At 40.4% G+C, this 24114-nt stretch carries 27 protein-coding genes and 1 riboswitch (1 of these 28 running past the window's edge); of the genes, 11 read left to right on the forward strand and 16 right to left on the reverse strand.

Features of this window, described 5'->3' with window-relative positions:
- On the reverse strand, positions 1-371 hold the 5' portion of the coding sequence (locus tag MIC7126_RS0102970) for a Uma2 family endonuclease (protein ID WP_017651628.1). It extends 172 nt beyond the left edge of the window; only the first 371 of its 543 coding nucleotides appear in the window; the start codon lies at positions 369-371; the stop codon falls past the left edge of the window.
- A 190-nt stretch (positions 372-561) separates the two neighbouring features.
- Here MIC7126_RS0102970 and MIC7126_RS28985 point away from each other — a divergent pair, with 190 nt between their 5' ends.
- Positions 562-2190 carry a DUF4429 domain-containing protein gene (locus MIC7126_RS28985; RefSeq protein WP_017651629.1) on the forward strand — a complete coding sequence of 543 codons (1629 nt, stop codon included), beginning with the start codon at positions 562-564 and terminating at the stop codon, positions 2188-2190.
- Positions 2191-2249: 59 nt separating this feature from the next.
- Here the strand turns inward: MIC7126_RS28985 and MIC7126_RS0102980 are convergent, their stop codons facing one another.
- Positions 2250-2462, reverse strand: coding sequence for a helix-turn-helix domain-containing protein (locus tag MIC7126_RS0102980; RefSeq protein ID WP_017651630.1), 213 nt, complete (start codon positions 2460-2462; stop codon positions 2250-2252).
- A 236-nt stretch (positions 2463-2698) separates the two neighbouring features.
- Between MIC7126_RS0102980 and MIC7126_RS0102985 the strand changes: the two genes are divergently transcribed.
- Positions 2699-2839 carry a hypothetical protein gene (locus MIC7126_RS0102985; RefSeq protein ID WP_017651631.1) on the forward strand — a complete coding sequence of 47 codons (141 nt, stop codon included), beginning with the start codon at positions 2699-2701 and terminating at the stop codon, positions 2837-2839.
- Between the two features lie 118 nt (positions 2840-2957).
- Here MIC7126_RS0102985 and MIC7126_RS0102990 read toward each other — a convergent pair whose 3' ends face one another.
- Positions 2958-3740 carry an ABC transporter permease gene (locus MIC7126_RS0102990; protein WP_026099993.1) on the reverse strand — a complete coding sequence of 261 codons (783 nt, stop codon included), beginning with the start codon at positions 3738-3740 and terminating at the stop codon, positions 2958-2960.
- A 114-nt stretch (positions 3741-3854) separates the two neighbouring features.
- Here MIC7126_RS0102990 and MIC7126_RS0102995 point away from each other — a divergent pair, with 114 nt between their 5' ends.
- A complete protein-coding gene (locus MIC7126_RS0102995) occupies positions 3855-4466 on the forward strand; it encodes a DedA family protein (RefSeq protein ID WP_017651633.1) in 612 nt (203 codons plus the stop codon).
- 37 nt (positions 4467-4503) lie between these two features.
- Here MIC7126_RS0102995 and MIC7126_RS0103000 read toward each other — a convergent pair whose 3' ends face one another.
- Both MIC7126_RS0103000 and MIC7126_RS0103005 read right to left on the reverse strand, forming a co-directional pair.
- Positions 4504-5175 carry a hypothetical protein gene (locus MIC7126_RS0103000; protein WP_017651634.1) on the reverse strand — a complete coding sequence of 224 codons (672 nt, stop codon included), beginning with the start codon at positions 5173-5175 and terminating at the stop codon, positions 4504-4506.
- 244 nt (positions 5176-5419) lie between these two features.
- Positions 5420-5887 carry a hypothetical protein gene (locus MIC7126_RS0103005; protein ID WP_017651635.1) on the reverse strand — a complete coding sequence of 156 codons (468 nt, stop codon included), beginning with the start codon at positions 5885-5887 and terminating at the stop codon, positions 5420-5422.
- A 329-nt stretch (positions 5888-6216) separates the two neighbouring features.
- Between MIC7126_RS0103005 and MIC7126_RS0103010 the strand changes: the two genes are divergently transcribed.
- A complete protein-coding gene (locus MIC7126_RS0103010; protein WP_017651636.1) occupies positions 6217-6936 on the forward strand; it encodes a class I SAM-dependent methyltransferase in 720 nt (239 codons plus the stop codon).
- Between the two features lie 251 nt (positions 6937-7187).
- Here the strand turns inward: MIC7126_RS0103010 and MIC7126_RS0103015 are convergent, their stop codons facing one another.
- The 4 genes from MIC7126_RS0103015 to MIC7126_RS0103030 all read right to left on the reverse strand — a co-directional run bounded on the left by MIC7126_RS0103015 (position 7188) and on the right by MIC7126_RS0103030 (position 11202).
- A complete protein-coding gene (locus tag MIC7126_RS0103015; protein ID WP_017651637.1) occupies positions 7188-8591 on the reverse strand; it encodes a ferredoxin:protochlorophyllide reductase (ATP-dependent) subunit N in 1404 nt (467 codons plus the stop codon).
- A gap of 145 nt (positions 8592-8736) precedes the next feature.
- Complete coding sequence (locus tag MIC7126_RS0103020; protein WP_017651638.1) at positions 8737-9516, reverse strand: DUF5331 domain-containing protein; 780 nt, start codon at positions 9514-9516, stop codon at positions 8737-8739.
- 32 nt (positions 9517-9548) lie between these two features.
- A complete protein-coding gene (bchL, locus tag MIC7126_RS0103025) occupies positions 9549-10415 on the reverse strand; it encodes a ferredoxin:protochlorophyllide reductase (ATP-dependent) iron-sulfur ATP-binding protein (protein WP_017651639.1) in 867 nt (288 codons plus the stop codon).
- Between the two features lie 493 nt (positions 10416-10908).
- Positions 10909-11202 carry a TIGR02450 family Trp-rich protein gene (locus MIC7126_RS0103030; RefSeq protein WP_017651640.1) on the reverse strand — a complete coding sequence of 98 codons (294 nt, stop codon included), beginning with the start codon at positions 11200-11202 and terminating at the stop codon, positions 10909-10911.
- Between the two features lie 21 nt (positions 11203-11223).
- Here MIC7126_RS0103030 and MIC7126_RS30100 point away from each other — a divergent pair, with 21 nt between their 5' ends.
- On the forward strand, positions 11224-11382 hold the full coding sequence (locus MIC7126_RS30100; protein WP_154655817.1) for a hypothetical protein: 159 nt from the start codon (positions 11224-11226) through the stop codon (positions 11380-11382).
- A 98-nt stretch (positions 11383-11480) separates the two neighbouring features.
- On the opposite strand, the gene purQ is transcribed toward MIC7126_RS30100, so the two are convergent.
- The gene (gene purQ / locus MIC7126_RS0103040; RefSeq protein WP_017651642.1) at positions 11481-12158 is read right to left on the reverse strand and encodes a phosphoribosylformylglycinamidine synthase subunit PurQ; all 678 of its coding nucleotides are present in this window, start codon (positions 12156-12158) and stop codon (positions 11481-11483) included.
- Positions 12159-12203: 45 nt separating this feature from the next.
- On the opposite strand from purQ, the gene MIC7126_RS31785 reads away from it, so the two are divergent.
- Positions 12204-12422, forward strand: coding sequence for a hypothetical protein (locus tag MIC7126_RS31785; RefSeq protein WP_238553595.1), 219 nt, complete (start codon positions 12204-12206; stop codon positions 12420-12422).
- On the forward strand, positions 12373-12597 hold the full coding sequence (locus tag MIC7126_RS31790) for a hypothetical protein (RefSeq protein WP_169330793.1): 225 nt from the start codon (positions 12373-12375) through the stop codon (positions 12595-12597). The genes MIC7126_RS31785 and MIC7126_RS31790 overlap by 50 nt, the downstream gene beginning before the upstream one ends.
- On the opposite strand, the gene purS is transcribed toward MIC7126_RS31790, so the two are convergent.
- Positions 12563-12841, reverse strand: a complete 279-nt coding sequence (purS, locus tag MIC7126_RS0103050; RefSeq protein ID WP_017651644.1) for a phosphoribosylformylglycinamidine synthase subunit PurS — start codon at positions 12839-12841, stop codon at positions 12563-12565. The genes MIC7126_RS31790 and purS overlap by 35 nt on opposite strands.
- A 146-nt stretch (positions 12842-12987) precedes the next feature.
- Here purS and MIC7126_RS0103055 point away from each other — a divergent pair, with 146 nt between their 5' ends.
- From MIC7126_RS0103055 to MIC7126_RS0103065, 3 genes are all read left to right on the forward strand, one after another.
- Positions 12988-13392: a Fur family transcriptional regulator gene (locus MIC7126_RS0103055; protein ID WP_017651645.1), complete on the forward strand. Its 405-nt coding sequence runs from the start codon at positions 12988-12990 to the stop codon at positions 13390-13392.
- 154 nt (positions 13393-13546) lie between these two features.
- Positions 13547-15310 carry a DUF5777 family beta-barrel protein gene (locus MIC7126_RS0103060; RefSeq protein WP_017651646.1) on the forward strand — a complete coding sequence of 588 codons (1764 nt, stop codon included), beginning with the start codon at positions 13547-13549 and terminating at the stop codon, positions 15308-15310.
- Positions 15311-15554: 244 nt separating this feature from the next.
- The gene (locus MIC7126_RS0103065; RefSeq protein ID WP_017651647.1) at positions 15555-15995 is read left to right on the forward strand and encodes an Hsp20/alpha crystallin family protein; all 441 of its coding nucleotides are present in this window, start codon (positions 15555-15557) and stop codon (positions 15993-15995) included.
- A gap of 63 nt (positions 15996-16058) precedes the next feature.
- On the opposite strand, the gene MIC7126_RS0103070 is transcribed toward MIC7126_RS0103065, so the two are convergent.
- The 5 genes from MIC7126_RS0103070 to MIC7126_RS0103090 form a co-directional block, all read right to left on the reverse strand.
- Positions 16059-17078, reverse strand: coding sequence for an ABC transporter ATP-binding protein (locus tag MIC7126_RS0103070; RefSeq protein WP_017651648.1), 1020 nt, complete (start codon positions 17076-17078; stop codon positions 16059-16061).
- Positions 17075-18088, reverse strand: a complete 1014-nt coding sequence (locus tag MIC7126_RS0103075) for an iron ABC transporter permease (RefSeq protein WP_017651649.1) — start codon at positions 18086-18088, stop codon at positions 17075-17077. Before MIC7126_RS0103075 ends, MIC7126_RS0103070 begins: the two co-directional genes overlap by 4 nt.
- 120 nt (positions 18089-18208) lie before the next feature.
- The gene (locus tag MIC7126_RS0103080; protein WP_026099995.1) at positions 18209-19414 is read right to left on the reverse strand and encodes an ABC transporter substrate-binding protein; all 1206 of its coding nucleotides are present in this window, start codon (positions 19412-19414) and stop codon (positions 18209-18211) included.
- A 131-nt stretch (positions 19415-19545) separates the two neighbouring features.
- Complete coding sequence (locus MIC7126_RS0103085) at positions 19546-20418, reverse strand: (2Fe-2S) ferredoxin domain-containing protein (RefSeq protein WP_017651651.1); 873 nt, start codon at positions 20416-20418, stop codon at positions 19546-19548.
- Between the two features lie 39 nt (positions 20419-20457).
- Positions 20458-22617 (reverse strand): TonB-dependent receptor, encoded by a 2160-nt coding sequence (locus tag MIC7126_RS0103090; protein ID WP_017651652.1) that lies wholly within the window; start codon positions 22615-22617, stop codon positions 20458-20460.
- A gap of 644 nt (positions 22618-23261) precedes the next feature.
- Positions 23262-23402, reverse strand: a riboswitch (cobalamin riboswitch).
- Positions 23403-23553: 151 nt separating this feature from the next.
- Between MIC7126_RS0103090 and MIC7126_RS0103100 the strand changes: the two genes are divergently transcribed.
- Entirely contained in the window at positions 23554-23943 is a 390-nt protein-coding gene (locus tag MIC7126_RS0103100) for a hypothetical protein (RefSeq protein ID WP_017651654.1), read from the forward strand.
- The last annotated feature ends 171 nt before the right edge of the window (positions 23944-24114 follow it).

Here is a 24114-nt window from a genome sequence, read left to right on the forward strand (position 1 = left end):
GCGTAGATTGTTGTTTTCAGTTCTAGGTCTTTTTTTTGGTTCGTTTTAGCAATTTCTATTAACCAAAAGATATCTTCTAGTTCGGGATGACGGTTATTGTATACAGAATCCAGTGGTCTAACAATAGCGATATCTGGTTCAGGCTCTGAATTTTGTAGGGTTATCGGGCCATTAAAGCGGACATCTGCTTTTTCTGCTAATAAATTTTCTAGGTATTTCGCGTTTCGCTTTGCGGTGTTGTAATGTATCGGGGTTTCTGGTGCCATTTCTACAATTTCCCCGGCGAGTAATTCCACACGGCGATTATTTAAGATTCCCGCCGCAATCATGCGGTGATAGTCGTCTACTGTCCATTTTGCTAGGGTTTTCATCCCAGAGTTGCTGATTCTGTGTGTAGAGTTGGTTTTATTTTATCTTGTTTTGGGTGTGGGGTAAATCTTATACGGTAATCTTGGGTTTCGCTTCGTTCAACCTAATCCAAAAATACAACTAAGTTAGATTTATATTCAACCAGGGAATCTTAGATAGAGGACATCGTAAGAACTCTTTTCTGTAATAATCATGGCTACCTCACAACCCAATCCTATAGAACTTGCTAAACAAGGTAATGTACAAGCGATCACTTTTTTGATCAATCGTTCCCTTCAATCGAAAGGTATCACGGCACAAACTGTTCTCAAGGATGATTGTTTACAAATCATGCTAGAAGCAGTTCAGATACCAGATCAGAAGACTCTAGCCTCCTTTATTAACACAGGTGTTACAGCTTTAAAAATTGTATCAATCAAGAAGCTAATGGTCTATGGACGACAGGTAGGTGAAGAGATTCCTGCTTGGAAGCAAGAGTTTGAAATTTATGAACAAACTGTATCTTCACCAAATTCAGCAATCAATAAGCCGAATTCACAGTCAAATACTGCACAGATCAATATTTCTGAAAACAGTAAATCTCAAGCAACATTGCCAGAACAATTAAGCTCCAATTTAAAAAATGAAGTTCAGCAAAGGAATGTGGCAGTTAAAGATGCCTTTATATTGGAATGTCAAGGAGAAAATGGAATTCTTGTGTTGACTGAAATGAAGATAACAATAAAACGACTAGGTGGTTTTTTGAGTCCTTATAAAAAAGGAGAGAAACATATTTACTACAAGGATATCTTAGATTTTCAATATAAAAAATCAAAAACTTTTTCACCAGGTTACATCTATTTCCAAGTATCGGGGTTGAAAAAGGAAATAACTTTTTTTGAAGCCAACGCTAGTGAGAATGCTGTTACTTTTTTGAATGAACAAGTAAAAACTTTTGAAAACGCAAAGGATATTATCGTTCAAAAAGTAAATCCACACAAGTATGAAGAATCTATTTCAGAAAATAAAAATCGTCAAATGGATATAGTAGTCGATGATCAAGTTTTGTTGGAATGTCAAGGAGAAAATGGTATTCTTGTACTGACTGAAACGAAGATAACAATAAAGCGTACAGATGGATTCATAAGTCCTCATAAAAAGGGAGAAAAACATATTTACTACAAGGATATTTTAGATTTTCAGTATCAAAAATCCAATTTACTTTCACCTGGTTATATTTATTTACAATTATCAGGTTTTGCAAAAGAAATAACTTTTTTCGAAGCCAATGCTAGTGAAAATGCTGTTACTTTTCAGAATGAAAAATTAACAAGTTTTGAAAAATTAAAGGATATTCTTGTTCAAAAAGTAAATCCACACAAGTATGAAAATATATTTGAAGGAAGAAGTGGAATTCTAATACTGACGCAAACAGGAATTATTATTAAGAGAAAGAGAAGTGGAGTTTTATTGAGCGGTCATACTGCTAGTGAGAAAAATATTCCGTACAAAAGCATCACTGCTGTGCAATTCAAAAGGGCTGGTATAACTGTAGGCTTTATTCAATTTACACTGACAGGAGGCGTAGAAGCAAAAGGCGGTGTGTTTGAAGCTGTTACAGATGAGAACACAGTTACCTTTGCAGATGAAGAGAAAACCAAAGAATTTGAGAAAGCTAAAAACATTATCGAAGAGAGAATCCTCGCGGCTAGTGGTGCTGCTTCTGTATCCAACAACATGAATGACTTAGAACAGTTAGAAAAACTAGCATCTTTGAAAAATAAAGGGATTATTTCTGAGGAAGAGTTTCAAGCCAAGAAAAAACAGATTCTTGGGTTGTGATATGCAGATAGCTAAGAAGTCTAGTTTTAACTCAGAGCTTAACTGAACCGTGATTGTGCTTACTCTTCTACAACTTCCACCAATTCTTCTAAAGTCACTTCAAACGCACGGGCTATTTTAAATACAGCAGATAGGTCAACGGTGTTGAGAGAGCCACGTTGGACATAGCTTCTGACAGTGTTGTAGTTGACTCCAGATCGGTCAGCAACATCTTTTAGTGTCCAACCTCTCTCTTCAGCTAGCTCTCTAATCTTTAACCTAACGTAGCCCATCCTAAATAGTTGACATTGATGCGTATGCATCAGATAATATCTTTGTACATATTGATGCGTATGCAACAAAAGTTGTTTACGCATACCAAAAGCGATCGCCCTGTGAGCCTGGAAAACTTGAGAGCGACCGCTATTCTTAACACATCCCACTATGTGGGAAGGATTGCTCTATGATATCAATGTCTGGGTCAAAATCAAATACTCATCCCTGGTGTATTATTCGGCAACTAGCAAATATGCAAAGGATTGTAGTTGCTAGGTTTCATCGACGACAAGATGCGGATGGTTATTTACGCATTTTGCGACAATTGATGCCGAATGTCAGTCATGTGATTGTGTTTGACTCAATGTTTGCAGCACAATTGCAGGGAGATTGATAACCGCAGATTTAGCGTAAGACATCGCACATTTTTAGATTGATCATGATTGTGCGATCGCTCAACAACCTCAATTAAAATAGCACGAGCATCAGTGCTAGGTTTTGTCTGGAAATCACTAACTCGAAGCACTAGTATAAAACCGCAAGGCAAAGCCCCAAAACCAATTGGAAACTAAAAACAGTGCTAGCGCTAACACCGCTGCGCCCACATACAGGTTGAGTTGAGCACCGCCAAGCATGGCTTCTGCTGGTAATGTAGTTAAAAAACTCACAGGTACTACAAAGGTAAAAAAGAAGCGGTAAGCAGTAGGATATGCTGCTATCGGATATCTTCCAGCTTCCAACAAACCCCGTAATACCTCTGTTGCATTGTATATTTTTACAAACCAAATACTGGTTGCTCCCAGCATAAACCACAAACTGTAGAGAATGACTATACCAAAAAACAACGGTATGGCACTAACCAAGTAGTTGCTAATTTCCAAATCAAGTTTTTGACCTGCATAGCCAATGATGACGCTACCAAATATGAGGTCAGGGATTCCCCAAGGAGAAAGGGTGTGGGTGGAAAGCCAGAACTGACTATGGATAGGCTTGAGTAACACGAAATCTAGAGTACCTCGTTGCACGTGGCTGACGATGCGATTCAAGTTGGGGGCTAAAAAAGTGGCTGAAAATCCTTGCAACAGGGTAAAAATTCCCAAAACAATCAAAGCTGCATCCCATGACCAGCCTGCAAAAGTGTAGCCAGTACGGTAAAACAAAAATAACCCAAACAGACTCCCACTCATATTACCCAAGCTGCTGAGGGTAGCCAAAATAAAGTTGATGCGGTACTCCATTTCAGCTGCTATCGATGTTACCCAAAATAGTCTCAGTACCTTTAAATATCTTTGCATCTTCATATATTCCATATAAACGATGTATTTCTATAAATTTAATCTTATTTTTTCAAACGAAAAATAGCTCAACGTTAAGATGTTATGTGCACATTTTTTATAATTGGAGATTCTATGCATTTTGATTTACCACAGCTGATTAAATCACTGGGTTATCTGGGAATATGGGGTATTGTGTTTGCCGAATCTGGTTTGTTGATTGGTTTTTTTCTACCTGGGGATAGTTTACTGTTTACTGCCGGGTTTTTAGCATCTGTGCCAAAATCTCAACTTAATATTTGGGTGCTGATTTTTGGTGCTTTTGTTTGTGCAGTGCTTGGCGATAATATCGGCTACGCTACAGGACACAAATTGGGACGCAGATTTTTTCAGAAGGAAGATTCATGGTTGTTTAATAAAAAACACTTGGTAAAAACCCAAGATTTTTATGAGAAGTACGGCAAGAAGACACTAGTTTTAGCAAGGTTTGTACCGATTGTGCGAACTTTTGCGCCAATTGTAGCCGGTATTGGTGCTATGCATTATCGGACGTTTATGTCTTACAACTTAATTGGCGGCTTTTTGTGGACTTTCGCAATTACCCTGTTAGGGTTTTTTTTGGGAAAATCTCTACCACCGGAAAAAGTAGATGAGTATTTATTACCAATTATTGGATTAATTGTATTGGCTTCTTTAGTGCCATCATTTATTCATTTAATTAAAGAAAATAGAGCCAACAAATCATAAAATTGTTGGCATCATAAAAACTGGCTTTGATAGTCGCCTATTTCTGCTCTCCTGAAAACTCACTCTCATCAACAACTAGTCTTCCTTCTTTATATGCTTGCCGCAGAATTATAGCTTCTGAGACAATTTGTTGAGCACTCAAACCTTCTGAGTCCATCATTTTTTGCAGAGTCACTCCTGTATGCTCATCCTCCTCATGGATGGCTGGAATTTGGCAATATCTGCTACCGTTCTTTGTTCGTCGCCAAATACTCGGTTTTTCAGGTTTTTGCTGTCTGGGAGTACGTTTTTCTTTAACTAATGAACGTACAGCCTCTTGGGTAATGGCGCTTAGGTCTAGAAGTGCATCTATAACTGACTGATACTTTTGATTGTTATTTGCTAATTGATACACTGTCCAGGGTTCAAGTTGTGCTAAATCTTGGGGTGAAAACTGACGAAACACCGTCGCCATCTTCAAATATCTTTTTTCCTCACCCATCCAACCTTGGTCAATAAGTAACTTTTTATACTGTTTTATGGAAAGCTGCTGTTTCTGTTCCGCTAACCAAAAAGCGTGATGCAAAATTGTCTTGGTGACATCAGCAAGCGAAAACAAGGAAAATTTTTCCACACTAACACTTTTCGGTGTATTAGCTTTTTCTTCAACTTTTCCAATTGTTTTAGAGTCAACTTGGGGTATAATTACGTTTTGCATTTGTGTCATCATAATGTTGACCTCCTAAAAACTCCCTGGTGAGCATGATAAATCCACCACCTTTAGTAGTTAATTACACTGGGTTCCTTTGCCAAGGTGATGTCTAAAAACAAGCAGGTTCTGACCTACGCACTCAAGCTAGTGGACGTGGGAACATAAACTCACTTACATAGAACAATTGTACTACTATATGGGCAAGAAGAAACCCCAAACATACTCAAATTAAAATTAAATTGATAAAAACTTTATACTTGCCCTAGCCGAAGTCCACCCATAAATTATCATTTTTGTCAAGAATTTGAATGATTTTGACTAGGGCGATCGCTATTCCTGTCTTAGCGACAGCGGAAAGATTCTCCCGGACTGCAAAGTTGACACCAGGTATCGTCACCAACCAAGCTGTGGGAGAATGACCGTAAATAGTTTGGGTAAGAGCCAAGAGCGATCGCGGGTCATTGATACGTGCATGAACAAAACTAAAAAAGCAGGGTAAGAGGGATTGCACCTGCACTTGAGAGGATTCAGAAATTAAGCAAGTAGTCACAAAAATCACTAATTCTGTACTGGCGAGAATGGTAGCTAATTCCGGGGTGAGTTGGTTAATAGCTAAACATTTAACACTTAATAAATGCCAATTAGCGATCGCATCAGCTACTTGTCGTCCAATACCATCATCGCCACGCAAATCATCACCGTAACCAATCACCATTACAGCTTTATTCATCGTTTTGACCCTCACCCCATCTACCCTGGCCGTTGTGCGTTATTTCATTCTTGATCTGTGCAACGCCATGTTTGAAGCTAGGAGAAAAATTTGAGGAACTTGTGAGGAAATCAATTAAGATGCCAAGGAAATTATAATATTTATCATTACTATTTACAAATCCTTAACTAGTCAAAATATATTTTGTCGATTATAAAGTATAAAATCCTCACACCAAGAGACTCTCAAGCTCATAGCCAGATTCTCTGCAATCTGTTATTTGTATGAGGTAAAAGGCAGTGGTTTCAGATAAGATAGCTTCTTATCCATGTTTCATTTTCCAGTAAATAATGTCTAAAAACACCTTTCCTAACCCTTATGGGAGTAATATTCCTAACTCAGATAAATGGCAACAAAGGGTAGCACAGGTAGCGTATCGCTTTAATCGACAGTATCAAAATCAAACATTTGAACTGCCAACAGAAGTCCAAGAAATGCCCATATATCGGGAATGGATTACTGGCCTTTTACCAGGAAAAATCGCTTCTCCTTTTTGGGAAATTGCTCAACCGCAAAAGAACCAGTACTGTTTAGATATTGGCTGCGGTGTCAGCTTTTTAATTTATCCTTGGCGAGATTGGCAAGCATTTTTTTACGGTCAAGAAATTAGTAACATTGCTAGAGATACACTAAATTCTCGTGGTTCCCAGTTAAATTCAAAGCTATTTAAGGGTGTAGAATTAGGACAGGCTGACCGTTTAAACTATTCTTCAGGTCAGTTTGATTTAGCGATCGCTACAGGATTTAGCCCCTACTTCCCATTAGAATATTGGCGGGAAGTATTGCTAGAAGTTAAACGGGTACTCAAACCAGGTGGACAGTTTGTTTTTGATTTCCTCAATCCCGAAAAACCTTTAGCAGAAGATTGGGCTGTTTTGGAAACTTATTTAGGTGCTGAAGCTTTTTTAGAACCCGTAACTGAGTGGGAAAAAACAATTAAAGCTGCTGGTGCAAAAGTAGTAACGCGACAATCAGGAGAATTATTCGAGTTATGCAAAGTGAGATTTTGAGCTAAAAATTTTGCTCCGAATTCCCTGTAAATGTGAAACATATTTTTGTTTTAGAGACGTAGCACGGCTACTTCTCTACAGGGTATAAATGTATGGTAATTCAGGTAAAACGGTTGAGGGTATCTGAATTTGGCGTTGCAGAAAATTTGGTCTATTCCAGCTTTTCTTCTACATCAAATAAAAAAGGCGAACTTTTGGGTTCGCCCTGATTATATTTAGTCAATCAAAATTTGCATCCATAGGGAAACGTCCTAAATCTTCGCTTCTTCCCTCACCAACTTATCCCAACCCAAATCTTTCAAGTTGTTATTTCGCCGTAACGGACGAGTTACCAATTCCAGCACATCACGCGCATTTCCAAAGCCGTGAATTTGAGCAAAAGTGAACTCTACAGACCATTTAGTATTAATACCGCGTGCTTCTAATGGATTAGCATGAGCCATACCAGTAATGACCAAATCAGGCTTTAGCTCATAAATTCGCTGCACTTGGTTGTAATTATCTGGCTTCTCAATAATCTTCGGTAAAGGTGAACCCATTTCTTGACAAGTCTTTTCTAGCAACGCTAACTCAGCAGCTTGGTAACGTTTATCCATGTAGGGAATACCGATTTCTTGCACTGTCATTCCACAGCGTACTAAGAACCGTGCTAGGGAGATTTCTAATAGATTATCACCCATGAAGAATACAGATTTACCGCGAATTAGTTTTACGTAATCTTCTAAGCCTTGCCAAATCTGCGCTTCCCGTTCATCTAAACCCTTGGGAGTAATATTAAATACAGAGCAGATTTTTTCAATCCAGGCGCGGGTACCATCAGGGCCGATAGGGAAGGGTGCGCCAATCAATTTACATTTGCGGCGACGCATTAAGGTGGTAGCAGTGCGGCTCAAGAAGGGGTTGACACCAGCGACATAATACCCTTCTTCTAATACTGGTAGTTCAGTAAAGCGTTTTGCAGGTAGCCAGCCAGAAACTTTAATTCCTTGCTTCTTCAGTTCTAAGGTTAACTGGGTGACGACGGGATCGGGAAGGGAGCCGAAGAGAACCAAGGGCGGGTGTTCCACATATTCTGATTCTTCTTGGACAACATCTTCTTTCTTTTTACCGAAATTAAGCAGCTTCTGAATGGCGTTACGCTCGTTCTTGTCGGTTTCTGATACGGGAGCTTGATCAGGACAACGATTAGCCATAGCGGCTAACACGGTGTCCTCTCCTTGGGTGAAAGCGTAATCTAAACCATTAGCGCGAGCAACGACAATGGGGATGCCGATTTCCGATTCTAGCTTTGGTGCCAAGCCTTCTAAGTCTGTTTTAATAATTTCAGTGGTGCAAGTGCCAATCCAGACAATGACACTGGGGTTGCGATCGCGCTTAATTTGCAAACATAATCGCTTTAACTCTTCGTAATCATTGAGCTGGGCGGAAATATCCCCTTCTTCTAACTCTGCCATTGCATAGCGGGGTTCAGCGAAAATCATCACCCCCATTGCATTTTGGAGAAAATAGCCACAAGTCTTAGTTCCAATCACCAAAAAGAAGCTATCTTCAATTTTTTGGTATAACCACGCCACGCAGCTAATGGGGCAAAAGGTGTGGTAGTTCCCAGTTTCACACTCAAAGTTTAAAGCTTCTGGTTGTTGAGCAACAGTCATTTTGGTTTTTCTCCCCTTGATATTTAAAGGCAGGTGAATATTCAGGTAGGGATCTGGGGAGAGATGAATTTTATCCCCAGACCGCCGTAGAGTATGGCACATAGCACCAGCCAGCTATTCCTATATTTCACAGGAACGGCAATAATTAAGCGTTGGGGAAGAGACGAGCAATTTCTGATTCGTCAAAAACGCCTGCTGGTAGTTCTTCCCCTAAAAAGTCGTTATCTTCTTCGCTTTTTTGCAGTGCGGTTTCTTCGCTCCAGACATCTGACAAGACGTCGCTAAAAGCATTTTCATCTGGTGAATTCAACTCATCAATCATCTGCTCATCAAGTTTTTCTGAAGATGGGGCTGCGGACTCGAAGGAAATTTCCCCAAACTCGTCTGCGCTAGGTTCTTCTGATGATGGTTCTGATGAGTTGTGTCCGTTAGATAAGGAAAGATCATCCAACCCGTTGATACTGGCTGGCTGTTCGCTCAGATGATCAGCGATCGCTATTCCTGCTACGCTTACTTCTGCTACACTTGCCGATGTTCCTGTACCGTTTGTCTCGAAACTTGTCAACGGCTCGTCTTCGGTTTCTTCGTCAATGGTAACTGATGAATTATCTTGGTCATAATCTGATTCCCCTTGGGGAACAAAGCGATTACCAAGAGCGATGTCTGGGTCAAAATGTAAATCCAGAACTGCAACTAAAGTATCTGCGTCAGGATTTAGTCTGGAAAAGGGCAACATTAACTGCGCTAGTTTGGGTTCGAGCGCGTTGACTACGCCCAGGATGAGGTAAGAAGATGGTCGCTTCCCGCCGTCTGGGGTGTACACTGATTCCACTTCCATGTGCAGGGTAATCCAGTCACGATTCGCCTGGAAAAATTGCAACCATTTCTGCCTGATTGAATCTGTAAAGCTATGAAAGAAAGCCATATTATTTCCCCTCATCCTGAGAATTAGATGATTTATACAATCATCAAGTCTAGTTCTTCTTCCGGATTCCGTACCTGGGGTTTACTCGGATTTAGATAAAAATCTGATAATAAAGAGAACAATTCACGATCTGGGGCGTCGTTGGGGACTACTCCTTCTGGACGCGCCAAAATCTGGTCAGCGATGCTGAGATAGTAGTCGCAAACGTAGTCGAGAGCAGGCTCTGACTCTGCCATTTCAAACAATGTTTTCCCCTTGACGCGGGAAACACGGATGTCTTCAATTAATGGCAGTACTTCCAGAACTGGCATAGGTACGGCTTCTACGTACTTTTCAATGAGGTCGCGTTTGGATGTACGGTTGCCAATTAAACCAGCTAGACGTAATGGATGTGTACGTGATTTCTCGCGTACGGAAGCAGCAATGCGATTAGCTGCAAATAAGGCATCAAAGCCGTTGTCAGTCACGATTAAGCAGTAGTCAGCGTAGTTGAGCGGGGCGGCGAAACCACCACAAACGACGTCGCCCAGAACGTCAAAGAGAATAACGTCGTATTCGTCGAAGGCGTTGAGTTCTTTCAGTAATTTTACGGTTTCGCCGACAACGTAGCCGCCGCAGCCGGCACCAGCGGGGGGGCCGCCTGCTTCGACGCAATCAACGCCACCATAGCCTTTATAAATTACATCCTCTGGCCAGACATCTTCGTAGTGGTAGTCCTTTTCTTGGAGGGTGTCGATAATTGTGGGAATTAAAAACCCGGTGAGGGTAAAGGTGCTGTCGTGTTTGGGGTCGCAGCCAATTTGCAATACTTTTTTGCCGCGTTTGGCTAGGGCGACGGAGATGTTACAGCTAGTTGTGGATTTGCCGATGCCACCTTTTCCGTAAACTGCTAGTTTCACTGTTGTTGCCTCTTATAGTTTTTTGTCAAACTCTTGGCGAAAACATTACCCCTTCACCTAGCCGGGATGGCAATGCGTCAGGTCTGTTGATTGTCATTATTGACCAAGTTACAGGGAAAATAAAGGGGCTTTTGATTTGTAAATTGATGATAAAAAGTTTATTTAAGATTTTTTGGACTTTATAGACGCTCAATATCTTTGAGAAGCTTTTAAAAGCAAGAATATAGTTTTTTTATTTATTTTATAGTTTTTTTTATAAAAAATAGTTACAAAAGACAAAAAAATGGCAAATACTCGGTGAGAGAGCTTTTCACAGAAATAGCTGATGCTGGAAGATGCTGATTTAAGTCAGGAATAGCTGGTAGCTGGCGTCAGATGTGGGGATTGTTCGCTACGTGAGATCTATACTGCCGAGATTTTACTGAAGTAGTGAGAGTGTGGTGTGGTGGGTAATGAGCGATCGCCTTTTAGCTAGTAACAAATTATGACACTTTCAACTTGGAGCAGATGAAGAAGCAAAATCTTCCGTTTTTTCCGCATTTTCCTGGTTAATTTGCTCGATTTCTTGCAAAGTTTGCCAGCCAGCTTGCCATTGGTAGCCGTCTTGTAATAATTTGGCGTTGAGCCAAAAGCGGACTTGCGGGTCACAAGCAGCTACCATTTCTGCGTAAACCCATTTACCCTGATTTTTGCGATTGACGACTTGGAAGTGTCGCCAACCATCAACTTTTTTCTGGGCTGTCCATTTGGAACCGACTAGGTAAGGGAATTTTTGTTTTTTGGGCATTTGTGATTTGTGATTTGTGATTTGGGCATAAGGGATCGGGGAGAGGGAAGAGAGGGAAGTGTGGGAGGTGTGGGAGGTGTGGGAGGTGTGGGAGGTGTGGGAGGTGTGGGAGGTGTGGGAAGTGTGGGAGGTGTGGGAAGTGTGGGAGGTGTGGGAAGCTTAGGAAGACGGAGAAGATAGCAAGCGTCAACATAAGTTCTTCAATTCTTTTTCTCCCCACACTCCCCACACTCCCCATCTCCCCATCTCCCCACACTCCCCACCCTCCCCTATCTCTGTTAAGCGATCGCTGCCACTTTCTCTAATAATCCCTGAAATAGGCGCAATCCATCGCTATTGCCTAACAATGAATCACTGGCGCGTTCAGGGTGTGGCATCATACCTAAAACATTACCTGGGCGATTACAAATGCCGGCAATGTTGTTGAGGGAACCGTTGGGATTGTCCCCTTGATAACGGAAGACTACTTGACCGTGGTCTTCGATTTCTGCCAGAGTGGTAGGATCAGCGTAGAATCGACCTTCTCCGTGGGCAATGGGCATGGTGATAATTTCACCAGCGGTGTAAGCTTGCGTCCAAGGGAGATTGTTCCGCTCGACTTGCAGCGGGAGGCGATCGCAAATAAAATGCAAATCTCGATTTCGCGTTAATGCTCCCGGTAGTAATCCTGCCTCAGTTAATACTTGAAAACCGTTGCAAATACCGAAGACAAACTTACCCTTTTGGGCATGTTCAATTACTTGTTGCATTACTGGCGAAAATCGAGCGATCGCCCCACAACGCAGATAATCCCCGTAGCTAAAGCCACCAGGGATGACAATCACATCCAAATCATCAATATCTGTGTCTTGATGCCAAACCATGCGCGTTGGTTGTGAGAGCAAGTCTCTAGTAACATAAGCCACATCGCGATCGCAATTAGAACCTGGAAAAACAACAACACCAAATTTTGTCATTTGTCAATTGTTATTTGGGAATGAGGGAATAGGGAATGGGGAAGTGTGGGAGGTGTGGGAGGTGTGGGAGGTGTGGGAGGTGTGGGAGGTGTGGGAAGTGTGGGAGGAGGGGGAAGTGTGGGAGGAGGGGGAAGTGTGGGAGGTGTGGGAGGAGGGGGAAGTGTGGGAGGTGTGGGAAGTGTGGGGGGTGTGGGAAGTGTGGGAGGAGGGGGAAGTGTGGGAGGAGGGGGAAGTGTGGGAAAACGGGGAAGATCACAAGCGTAAGCATAAATTCTTTTTTTCTCTCATCACCCCACACTCCCCACACTCCCCACACTCCCCATCACCCCACCTCCCCATCTCCCCATCACCCCACCTCCCCATCACCCCACACTCCCCACACTCCCTCATCTATCCCCTAACCTTTAAAAAACACCCGTTTGTGTTTCGACTTCGATGAGATCGAAGCGATAGTTTTCAATCACTGGATTTGCTAACATTTTGTCGCAGATGTCATTGAGATTTTGACGGGCTTTAGCTTCATCAGATGAGGTGATGGCTAGTTCTATGTACTTACCGATCCGCACTTGCTCAACATTGTTGTATCCTAGCTGCTGGAGTCCAGATTGTACGGATACGCCAGCAGGATCGAGGACTGAGGGACGAAGCGTCACAAAAATTTTGGCTAAATACTTCGTTTGCACAGGTGTTTGTTCAAAGCTGCGATCGCTATACTATAACTTTCTGTTCCAACTGAGTGAAAATAAGATAATGAAGCAACTACAGTGAGTCTATCTGTTAGCTAGGATCACCACTTCCCCTATATAATGGCGAATTTAAGTAATTTTCTATGAGAGCCATACGCACCCGCAGTCAAGAGCGAATTTTAAACCTGCTGAAAACCGTTAAGCAAGGGATTTCTGCCCAAGATATTTACGTTGAGTTACGTAACCGCAATCAAAGTATGGGTTTGGCAACAGTTTACCGCTCCCTTGAAGCCTTAAAATTAGAAGGGATGGTGCAGGTGCGGACTTTGGCAAATGGTGAAGCTCTTTATAGCTTGGCACAGCAGGACAAACACCACATGACTTGTTTACAATGTGGCGTCTCCATTCCCATCAATCAATGCCCTGTCCATGACCTAGAAGACCAGTTACAAGGCACTCATAAGTTTAAGATTTTTTACCACACTTTAGAATTTTTTGGGTTGTGCGGACAATGCCAGATGAACCAAGCGGCGGAGATTGGTCATTAGGTTTTGACAAATAGCTAATTTTGCCAGTATATTAACTGAACTGAGAATGTCAGAATATACTGGCGTTTTTGTTGGAGTTATCAAAGGGTTTCATCACAATCGTCAGTTTTTATACTATAGATTATTGAAATTCCAGCGATCGCCCTGAAAAAATATGCACGCAGTCAAACTTCTTTCCTGTTCTTTGCTTGCTGTCGCCTTACCGAGTGTAAGCTATGCATCTGACGCTGTGCCTATAGTCGCCTCTGAGGAAGAATTGCCTGTTAGTACGCAAGCAGCAAAGAGTATACCTGTAATATCGCCTGCGGAAATGATGGCAGAAGTAGCGTCACCTGTGAGTACGCAAGCCAAAGATTTACAGTCAGACACGCCCCTTTCGCCGTTGCAATTACCACCCACCAAGTTACATAATTTGGAAACGGCTAACCAACTGGAACAGGGTGCTGTGCAAGGGGAAGCAGGTTTTCTGCAAGTTTTACCACTGGATGATTCTGTGTCGGGGACGGGTTTACAAACCTATCAAATTGATGTTGATTGGGGGGTAACAGATGACTTGCAGCTCGGTTTCACGGGAGATATTTTTGATGATTATGTGAAATGTCCAGCAAGGGAGCAATGTGGAGATTTTACCACGGCGACCTATGGCGCCAAGTTAAAATATCGCTTAATTAACCAAAGTCGTTGGGCTGTGGGTGTTGCAGGTACGGCACAATTAATGAATGTATCTGCAAGTGCGGGGACTTTCACTAACAGAGCAAGTACGAGATTAAATGCTGTCACCCCTGTGGGAGCTTTGCAGTTTCCCATCACCTACAAAGCATCTGCAAATCTGCAATTGCATTTGACTCCTGGAGTTGTGTTATTTCCAGATACGGTCAAGGGGGCAGATTTTTTTGGTACTTTTGTTAACATTGGTACAGGTTTTAGCTGGCAAGCTTCCCCAAGATTGAATCTGTTTGCGAATATTCAAGCACCATTGGGGCCGGGAGGCAATAGTTTTAGTGCTAAAGACCGCTCTATTTATCGCCGATTGTTGTGGGCTGTAGGTGTAGATTATGCTCTTAACCCTAGAATGGCGGCTGAGGTTTATGCTACCAATAGTTTCGGGACAACACCTACCACAGGCTTGCTGGCGTTTATTCCTGATGGCGATGATTTGTTATTGGGGATTCGCTTTAAGCATGTGATTGATTGGGGACGAAGGTATGCGGCTGATTTCGCTAATCGTCCAATTGTAGAACTTTCAGAGCGCGATCGCTCACTTTTATTTGATGGGTTCACTCTGGCGACTCCCCAAACTTTAGCAACGGGTACATTCCAAGCGAGGGGTGGGTTGGGTACGAATGGTAGTTCTAGTTTTGCTTTAGCGTATGGCTTGACAAATGATGCCCAACTAGAACTAAATGTAGACCAATTTGGTGGGAGCGATCGCCTTTCTGGTGCAGAGATATCCGGCCCTGGGGTGAAAATTGGCGGTGCGATTAAACTCAGATTCTTAAATCAGAGACGTGGCGATTTGCTTTCTCTGGGTTTTAAGCTTGCGGCTATCAGTGAAGCAGCTTTCCAAGGTAATTCTCTCAATGGTACTATATATGCAGAAGTGCCCATCGCCTACCAACTCAGCCCCCAAACCTCGATTTCGATTAATCCTAAAGGTGCATTTTTTGGTAAAGTTTCTCGTACTGGAGTAGGTATCGGCATCAACCAAGCCCTGGGAGAAAATCTGCAATTCATTGGTGAGTATACGCCTATTTTTGATGGCACAAGAGACGTTTGGAGTACTGGCTTGCGCTTCTTACCCAGTTCCAAATTAGGGATTGATATTTTTGCCGGTAACGCCATCGGACAGAGTGGCTTAGGGACGGTGACAGCCGAATCAGGAACCAATATAGGTTTTAGCGTCAATTGGGGTATTTGAAGTTATTGCTTGATGAGGCAATTTTTCTGCCATATTTCTATCAAGAATTTGGCGAATTTACCTAACATAATTAGTCCGGTTTACCGTACTTTAAGCAGATAATATTGCAGTTCGGTAATCATCATTAACTAGGTGAAAAAAACCGAATTCGCACTAGATTTGATTTTGAATACTATAAGAACAAAGCAAGGAATTAAATCCTCAATTGATTGCCGAAATTAAATTAACTATACGAGGTAGACACATGACACTAGTACGTTGGAACCCCTGGACTGAATTTACTTCTTTACAACGCCAAATCGACCAACTATTTGATGAGAATATGTTACAATCTGTGTTAGTTGATCGCGGTTTTTCCAGAGTCCCTGCTGAGTTACAAGAAACTGACGAGGCAATTCAACTCAAACTAGAAATGCCAGGAATTGAAGCCAAAGATGTAGACTTGCAAGTTACAGAAAAAGCTGTTTACATCAGTGGTGAGCGGAAGTCTGAAAATAAAACTACAGACAAAGGTGTATTCAAAACCGAATTTCAATACGGTAAATTCCAGCGCGTAATTTCTTTACCGACTCGGATTGATAACACCAAAGTCACAGCAGAATACAAAGATGGTATTTTGCATCTGCATTTACCCAAAGCTGAAGCAGAAAAGAATAAGGTTGTCAAAATCAATCTAGCAGGTTAATTGAGAGGGGCTAGGGTGTGTTTTTAAAAACCCTCAGCCTCCAGGGGATAGGAACGATGTTTCCTATTCCTCTTTTTTTTGCAAAAATTTAATCAATTCGTATATTGAAGCGCAAGTATAAGCAGTATTGTTATTTGTAAATTTCCACAATAATTGCGCCGAGCTTGATATAATTTCTATAGAAATTGGTGAGCAAGTTTGGTTTTGATTAACATGAAAACCTGCACGTTCTAGAGCACGCTTAGTCCAAATTGCCGCAATTCCCTCACCTATAATATTAATTTCTCCTTTTCGGGGTGTGTGGAGATGAAACTCGCCTGTAGAAACATCAAATTCCACACCTTCACTTTTAAAACTATCAGCAAATGCACCACTTAACACCAAATCTTCTGGTGCGCCGACGTGTAAAATTCCTTTAGTTGCTAATAGCCATATTTTATCAGCCAAGCGGAGAGCTAAATTCAAATCGTGAGTAGAAAGGAGAATTGCTTGATTATTTTCTTTTGCTAATTGGCGTAGCAATTGCATAATTTCCACTCGTCGCGGTAAGTCTAGAAATGCTGTTGGCTCATCAAGTAAGATGACGATAGGTGACTGAGCTAAAGCACGAGCAATCATAATTTTTTGTCGTTCACCGTCACTTAATTCGCTGATTTGGCGATGTGCTAAGTGTAATCCTCCTACCGACTTGATAGCCCAATTAACTATGGCTTCATCTTCAGGTGTCAAATTTCCCCACCAGTTAGTGTAAGGATAACGCCCCATAGTTACCAAGGTATGAGCTGATAGCATTCCCACTTCCACTTTTTCAGTGAGTACTAAACTCAAGCGTTTGGCTAATTTTTGTGGCGGTAAATTATAAATATTATCTCCTAAAAGCCGCACTTCACCACTGATGGGGGCTTGCATTCCGGCGAGCGATCGCAGTAATGTAGACTTACCCGCACCATTGGGGCCGAGTAAGCAAACCAATTCCCCAGCTTGCAGAGATACAGAAATATCAGATGCAATATTGCGAAAAGTTTTTCGGGATGTTTGATAACCAATACTCAAACTGTGAGTCGTCAGAATCAAGTCACTCATGTGGGAAAGGATTTTTTGGAATTACGGCGCATAATTACCCAAGTCACAACCGGAGTACCTATCAACGCTGTCACAGCATTTAAAGGTAAAACCATCTGATTTCCCCAAAATTGGGACAACAAATCTGCAAACAATGCTAAAATTCCCCCCATAATTATCACTCCAGGAATTAATATTCGATGGTCAGCAGTATTAAAAAAACTGCGACAAAGATGGGGTATAGCTACACCCAAAAAAGCGATGGGGCCGCAAAAAGCGGTGATTGCTCCTGCTAATATAGATGCACTGAGAATAATTGAAAATCTGGTTTGCTGTACAGTTAAACCTAAACTACGAGCATAGGATTCACCTAATAAAAGTACATTCAAAGATTTAGACATCAATACTGCTACTAATAACCCCAAACTTATCACTGGCGCTAAAACAACTAACTGTTTCCAAGTTACACCAGCAAAACTTCCAAAAGTCCAAATTATATAACTTTGGATGCTTTCTTTGGAACTAAACTGCAACAAAATGCTCACTATTGCACCCGTAGCGTAGCCAAATAATAAACCCAAAATCAATAACGTCATTGTATCTTGCACTCGGCGAGAAACAACCAACATCACCCCCAACACTGATGCTGCGCCCAAACTCGCTGCTATCACTAAACCAAAATCACCAACTATCCCTAAATCAATTAATAATTTAGGTGTACCCATAGCATTTACCGTGAGTATAACTAACGCCACTCCTAAACTTGCGCCAGAACTAATTCCTAATACAAATGGCCCTGCTAAAGGATTTCTAAATAAAGTTTGCATTTGCAAACCACTCACACCTAAAGCCGCACCAGCAAGGGTAGCAGTTAACGCTTTTGGTAAGCGAAATTTTAAGATAATATTAGTCCATGTTGCTTTTTCTGGTTGTTGTCCCAGCAAAATTTTAGTTACTTCATCAATGGGGATATCAACAGACCCAAGAGCTAAATTTAATAAAAATATTAAAATTAAGCTTGTGCATAACATGAGAAAAACTAAAAATTTCCATCTTAATCCTTGATGCTTCAGTAAATTTAGCTTGAATAGATAATTTAGTGGTAGCATTGTTTAATAAGAATATTTATATAGTATTGATATAAAGCCGTTTTAAACTAACTTGCGGTAATAAACTAACTGGTGATTCGGTAATATTTCCGGATGTAAAATTTTAATCAAGTCAGATAAAACTATATCTGGGTTACTAATTCCGCCTTCCCAGTAGTCATTACCACCATTACCATTCACACGAGCATTATTATTGTAGAGGTTGCCTTTTTTCACCGCCTGAAAATCAGCATAGCGATTATCTTCTGCAACTAAATCTTGTGTATTTTTCCAAGATTGCCTAAAATTCAACCAATAATCCGCATTAGCAGCACGTTCTAACACAACTTCAAAAGATAGAGGTAGACTACCAGATAATTTATTCTCACTCCAGAGATAGTTCGCGCCCGCATCAGCGAGATATTTAGCTACGTAACTATTACCCCCAGGCGTATACCATATACCTTTAAAATTAAATCCTACAAACACAGTGGGACGATTGTTTATCAATTTAACTTTTGCAGCTATTTGTTGATATTTATCAGCTATTTTGTTAAATATTGCTTCTGCTGCTTCTTCTTTGTTAAAGAACAAAGCCGTAAATTTCAACCATTCACTTTGTCCCAAAGGTGTTGATTCCATATATTCCGCATTGATTGCTACTTTTAAACCTGCTTCTTTGAGTTTAGGATAACTATCATTTTGAGAATTTCCTGTACCATAAGTCGTGACTAACTCTGGATTTAAATCTAATAACTTTTCGATGTTTACATTAGCATTATTACCGACAACCGCAACCTTACCTAACTGAATTTTCTCCACAACCTCTGGTGTGTTGACTTGCTGACTATTACTCACACCGACTAATTTATCAACTAACCCTAACTTGGCTAAATGGGGTAAGTGAGTAGTTGAAAGTGACACCACAGAGGTAATGGGTACTGTAATTACCTCGTCTTGATTAAAGCCTTGGGGCGTGGGAGTTCCACATTGCACTAAAATATATTGAAAACCAGTCTTCGCATTTTTCCAAGGATTTTTAACTGTAACTACCTTATAGTGCTTGTGATACTCTACTGCTAAACCTGTTGCATGAGAAATATGAGTTTTTATGGGGAAATAATCAATATTCGCATTATAATTTTCTACACAGCCACGTTGATTAGCATTAGTTAAATTAGCTATTTTATTTTCTGTACTATCGCAAGCAATAATTAACGTTGCTATCACAAGGAACTGACATAGTAAACTAATATATTTTAATTGCATATCATTTAATTTTAGTTGATAACTGTTGAAGAATTTATATTTTTGATAGCTTCCCACTAAAACAAAGTCCAAAAATAAATAATGAACCACAGATAAACACAAATATTTATCTATAGTTCAATTATCAAAACTTAAACAGACTCTGGTGGGTAGCAATGTTCCACCAGTTTGTTACCTTTCACCACGTGTTCATTAACGATATTTTCAGCTACTTCTGAGTTAACGCGAGTGTACCAAGTTCTATCATCAGAATAAAAGACTACTGGCCCTAATTGACATACTTCTAAACAGCCAGATGTTCTGACTTCTATATCCACACCCGCTTTTTCAACTGCTAATTTTAACCCATCAAAAGTATTTTGCCATTTGCGTGACGGGAGACAGCGGCTAGAAGTGCAAACCGAGATATAAGAATGTTTTAGAGGATTTTTATGAAAAGGTATCGCTTGATTACCTAACACATAAATCTCTCTTAATTCCTCATACAAAGCTAGTCTTGATAAATTCGGCTTACCTTCTGGTAATAGATTTTCGCCATCAACAAAAGGATTAGGTAATAAAATCGTCATTAATTGCTCATCAGCACCATTCCAAAATTGAATTCCCCAGCTTCTAGGAGCACCCTCCGGATTAAAACGCCGATAAAAAGCAGCACGACTAACTTGACGCTGTTTCCTTAATTCTATAGGTGTTTTACAAAGAGGCCCGCCCAAATTCGCTTCAATACAAAGATGTAAATGCCAACCTTCTGCAGCTACTGTCAAATATCCATCATAAAGTATACAAAGTTTTGGGGGAGCGTTAAATTCTAATTCTAAAACACTTCCTTGAGCAATATGTCCTACGCCTACTTGCTGCCAATTTTGCTCAAATAAAGTGTAGAGTAATGACGATAACACATCACTGCGACAATCAAAATATTCATATTCAATTGTCCCACCCATAGATAAAGATTCAGTAACTAGCTGATTTAAAGGTGTTACCCAAGGATTGAATTCATTCATGGTTTTTGTTCTTTCATTATCTAATTAGATTTATTAGAGCTAAAATTTCCAGTTCAAACCTACTTGAAAAACTCTACCTGCATCAGGAAATCCAGCGAATAACTGATATCTCTGATTAAAAATATTGTCTACACTACCATTGACTGTTAAATTATTACCTAAAGGTATCCGAAACTTCATATCAAATGTTGTGTATCCTGGGAGAAATTCAGTATTAGTATTATTGGTGGGATATTTACCCAAGGAATGCATGATGAATCCTGCATATAAACCTGCGGGATTTTCATAGTTAATTCCTGCATTGATACTATCTGCTCCAGCAAATCGCAATTCTTTGTCAATTTCTGCTGGGTTAGCACTTTTTAAAATCCGCGGATCATTAGCTGTATAATTAACGAAAGCATAGACGTTTTTCGCTACCTTTAAATTTAGCGCGGCTTCTATACCTGTAGTTTCGACTAAACCAATATTTTCCCAAGTTCCTGTATTTCCGTTGACGGGTGGTCTGAGTGATTTAAAGGCTATTGTATCCGAGACTCGATTTTGAAAAAAAGTTAATCTCAGCAAACCAATATCACCTAGTTTTTGATCAATTCCCACATCAAAACTATCACCTCTTTCAGGTTTAAGTTCAGGATTACCAATATTGGTAGGGTTAACATTAAATAAATTAGCAAGGGTGGGGACTCGGAAATTTTTGATATAGTTTGCTCTAATAGTTGTGGAGTCAGAAAGAGCGAATTTTGTCCCTACTGATGGGGATGTGGCTGAACTATTGATTAAGCTGCTAAAGTCTTGACGCAAACCTAAATTAACACTCCAGCTAGGAGTTAAATTAAGTTCATATCTAGCAAATAACGCTCCTTGAGTAATGCCACTATCATAATTGATTCTGTTGATATTTGTGGCATAGGCAAAAGTAGTATTGCGTACATTGACATTGCGATAGTCAAAACCATAAACTATGCTTTGGTTTTTAGCGAAATTCCAACTGTGTGTAGTTTGAATTCCATAGGAAATTTGGTTAGAATCAAAACGATTTTGGGCTGATATTGCACCACTACGATTATCAAAACGAGTGTTGAGGAAATCAGTATAAATTCTCGCGGTTATCAGAGAATCATCACCACCGCCTATTTTAGAGTTCCAAGTTAAATCACTGAGAACTTGGTCTGTATACTTGCGATTTTTGTCGGTGAGAGAGTTAAAAAAACCTTGACCAAATTCTGGTACAGGGACGGGTACACCTCCGGGAACACCCTGTTCTTTTCCTAAGTATTGTGTGGAAAAACTGAGAGTGTTACGTTTACCTAAATCTGCTTCTAACTTGATGTTGAAATTATCATAAAGAGTGTCATTATTTTTCCTCGTCCCGACAAAATTGGCTTCAGGAATTGCAAAAAGATAGTCATATTCAGCTTGAGTGCGATTGTATCCAATAACCCAGCCAATATTTCCCGTTTTCCCACTATTTTGAATGCTTTGTTGATTCAATCCATAAGCGCCAACATTAACTTTGGCTTCGGTGATAATTTTCTCAGTTGGGCGACGGGTAATAATATTAATTACCCCACCAATCGCATCGGAACCGTAAAGAGTAGAGCCTCCCCCTGGTAATACTTCTACTCTTTCGATATTATTGGTAGTAAATTCTGAAAGGTCAAAACCACCACCACCAAGATTATTAATTGGTCTACCGTCAAGTAAGATTAATACTTGTCCAGTATTAGAACCTCGAATAAATTGACCGCTTAAAGCATTAACTTCTGTACCAACTGTACCATCACCCAATACGCCAGGCAAAAATTTCAGGGCTTCTCTCACAGTTCGCACCCCTTGTGCTTCCATTTCTTCACCTGTAATTACATAAATTGGGCGGGTGGAATCTTTGACTGTTCCTTCACGACGAAAGGGTGAAAATACAGGTTCATTTAATAGCTTGTCAATAACTGTTAGTTCAATATCTGATTCTGTTTCTTGTGTAGTTGTTGGGGAATTTTGAGCAGTTTTTTCTGGTTTATTGATTACTGGTGGGGATGATTGTAAATCTTTTGCAGAACCTTCATGTGGAGAAAATTCCGATATTGGGAAAATTTCTGCAGCCATAACTGTGTGAATTCCAGATAATATCCCCAGACTCGCACTGATGCTAGACACAGCAACTTGAATTTTCCACGTTAGACCAAAATTCTTAGACATTGATTATTTAAGCACCCTCTAGAAACTTGGACGTGAATGCAAGGAAAAGCTAATTTTGTTTTAGTGAAAATATGAGAATTGCCAAAAAAATACTTACTTTTGATGCAAAAGCAAGGTAAAGCAGGCGACAGTGAGAGACAGTCGTTGAATATCTGCGTAATAATGATTACGATTATCACATAAATCGCAGATTTGTAAAATCTTTTTCGGCAACAAGTTAATTTTCCTGCTGAGATTGTGCCAAAATACCTTGGGGAAAGGTATTAGCGGTTGTAGAAATGTAAAATTTTAGGTTTCTACAACAATTTTGTGTTGTACCAAAATTGTTGTAGATTAAATCTGCAACGCCAAACTCTCGCTGGAGTATGTTAGTTAATTCACAGTGCAGACAAATAGATGTAAACTGAGCAAGATGATACCTGTGGGTATTGTTCCACCTTTGTCATCCTACTCTTAAATAAGCTGCCAAGCAGCGTCTCTCTCAGGAGAAGAAAGCGCCTGTCTTACACAGAGCAAAGATGATGAATTTAAGTAAGTTGTAGAAAAGCTTGGCTTGTAGCGGATTTTGAGCACCAAAAAATCTGGTGACGATGTGGTTGCGGAAATATTCATGTTGGTACTCATCTGTACTTCGCAGATGGATGTAAGTTTTTACTGCTGGCGGGTATTCTGACTTTGAGATATAAATCTCATCACAGCTGCGAGACAGTGCCAGATTTACACTGGACTTTCCCCCTTGCGTCTGATGGCTGGTCTCCATTAGAACCGATGCTGTTAAGAGTATCATATTTGCATCTTGTAGCAATATGAATAAATATAAAGTTATCAGAGTGATTTAATCATAATCACTGAATATTACTGACAAAGGAGGCACTTAATTGATATCAGCATCGTCAATTAGTGATAAAAATATGGGAGATATTCTGAGGAGGAACAGTGAAAATAGCCGTTATTACTAAAACCTTAATTACATCTGTAAGTTTATTCGCTTTGTTATTTCCTAATCAAGCGTCAGCGCAACTCATACCGCAACCTTGGGTTTCAGTTGGAGGTAATGACGGTGATACGACTTATGCTGTGGGAGCTAAAGCTTTGGATTTGGGAGTTGAGGTGGGAGTTGGGCCGAAAGGTGCTACGGGAGTAGATGTTTTAAAATTTCTCAGTTTGCCTATTATTTCACCTTATGTAGGAGTTGGATACTATTCAGAAGATAAAGGTGTTGCATTTTCTGGTGGTGTTCAAGTAGGAGCTACTGATAATGTTTTTGTCGGTGCTGGTTATAATTCTGTGCGCGGATTTAATGGACAATTGGGAGTCAGATTTTAAGTTGATAAATAAAGTTTGGATTGTCTAAAAACTGGGAACCCTGATTTCTTTGCGAAGTCGGGGTTTTTTGATAGCATAATTCAATATGTTAAAGCTGGAGTAAATATGCTTTAATGCGTTAATTCCAACTATTGATTTGGTAAAAATATGTCTTTGAGTAGTAGTATGGGT

This window comes from Fortiea contorta PCC 7126, from assembly GCF_000332295.1.
In the GTDB taxonomy this organism is placed as follows: Bacteria; Cyanobacteriota; Cyanobacteriia; order Cyanobacteriales; family Nostocaceae; genus Fortiea; species Fortiea contorta.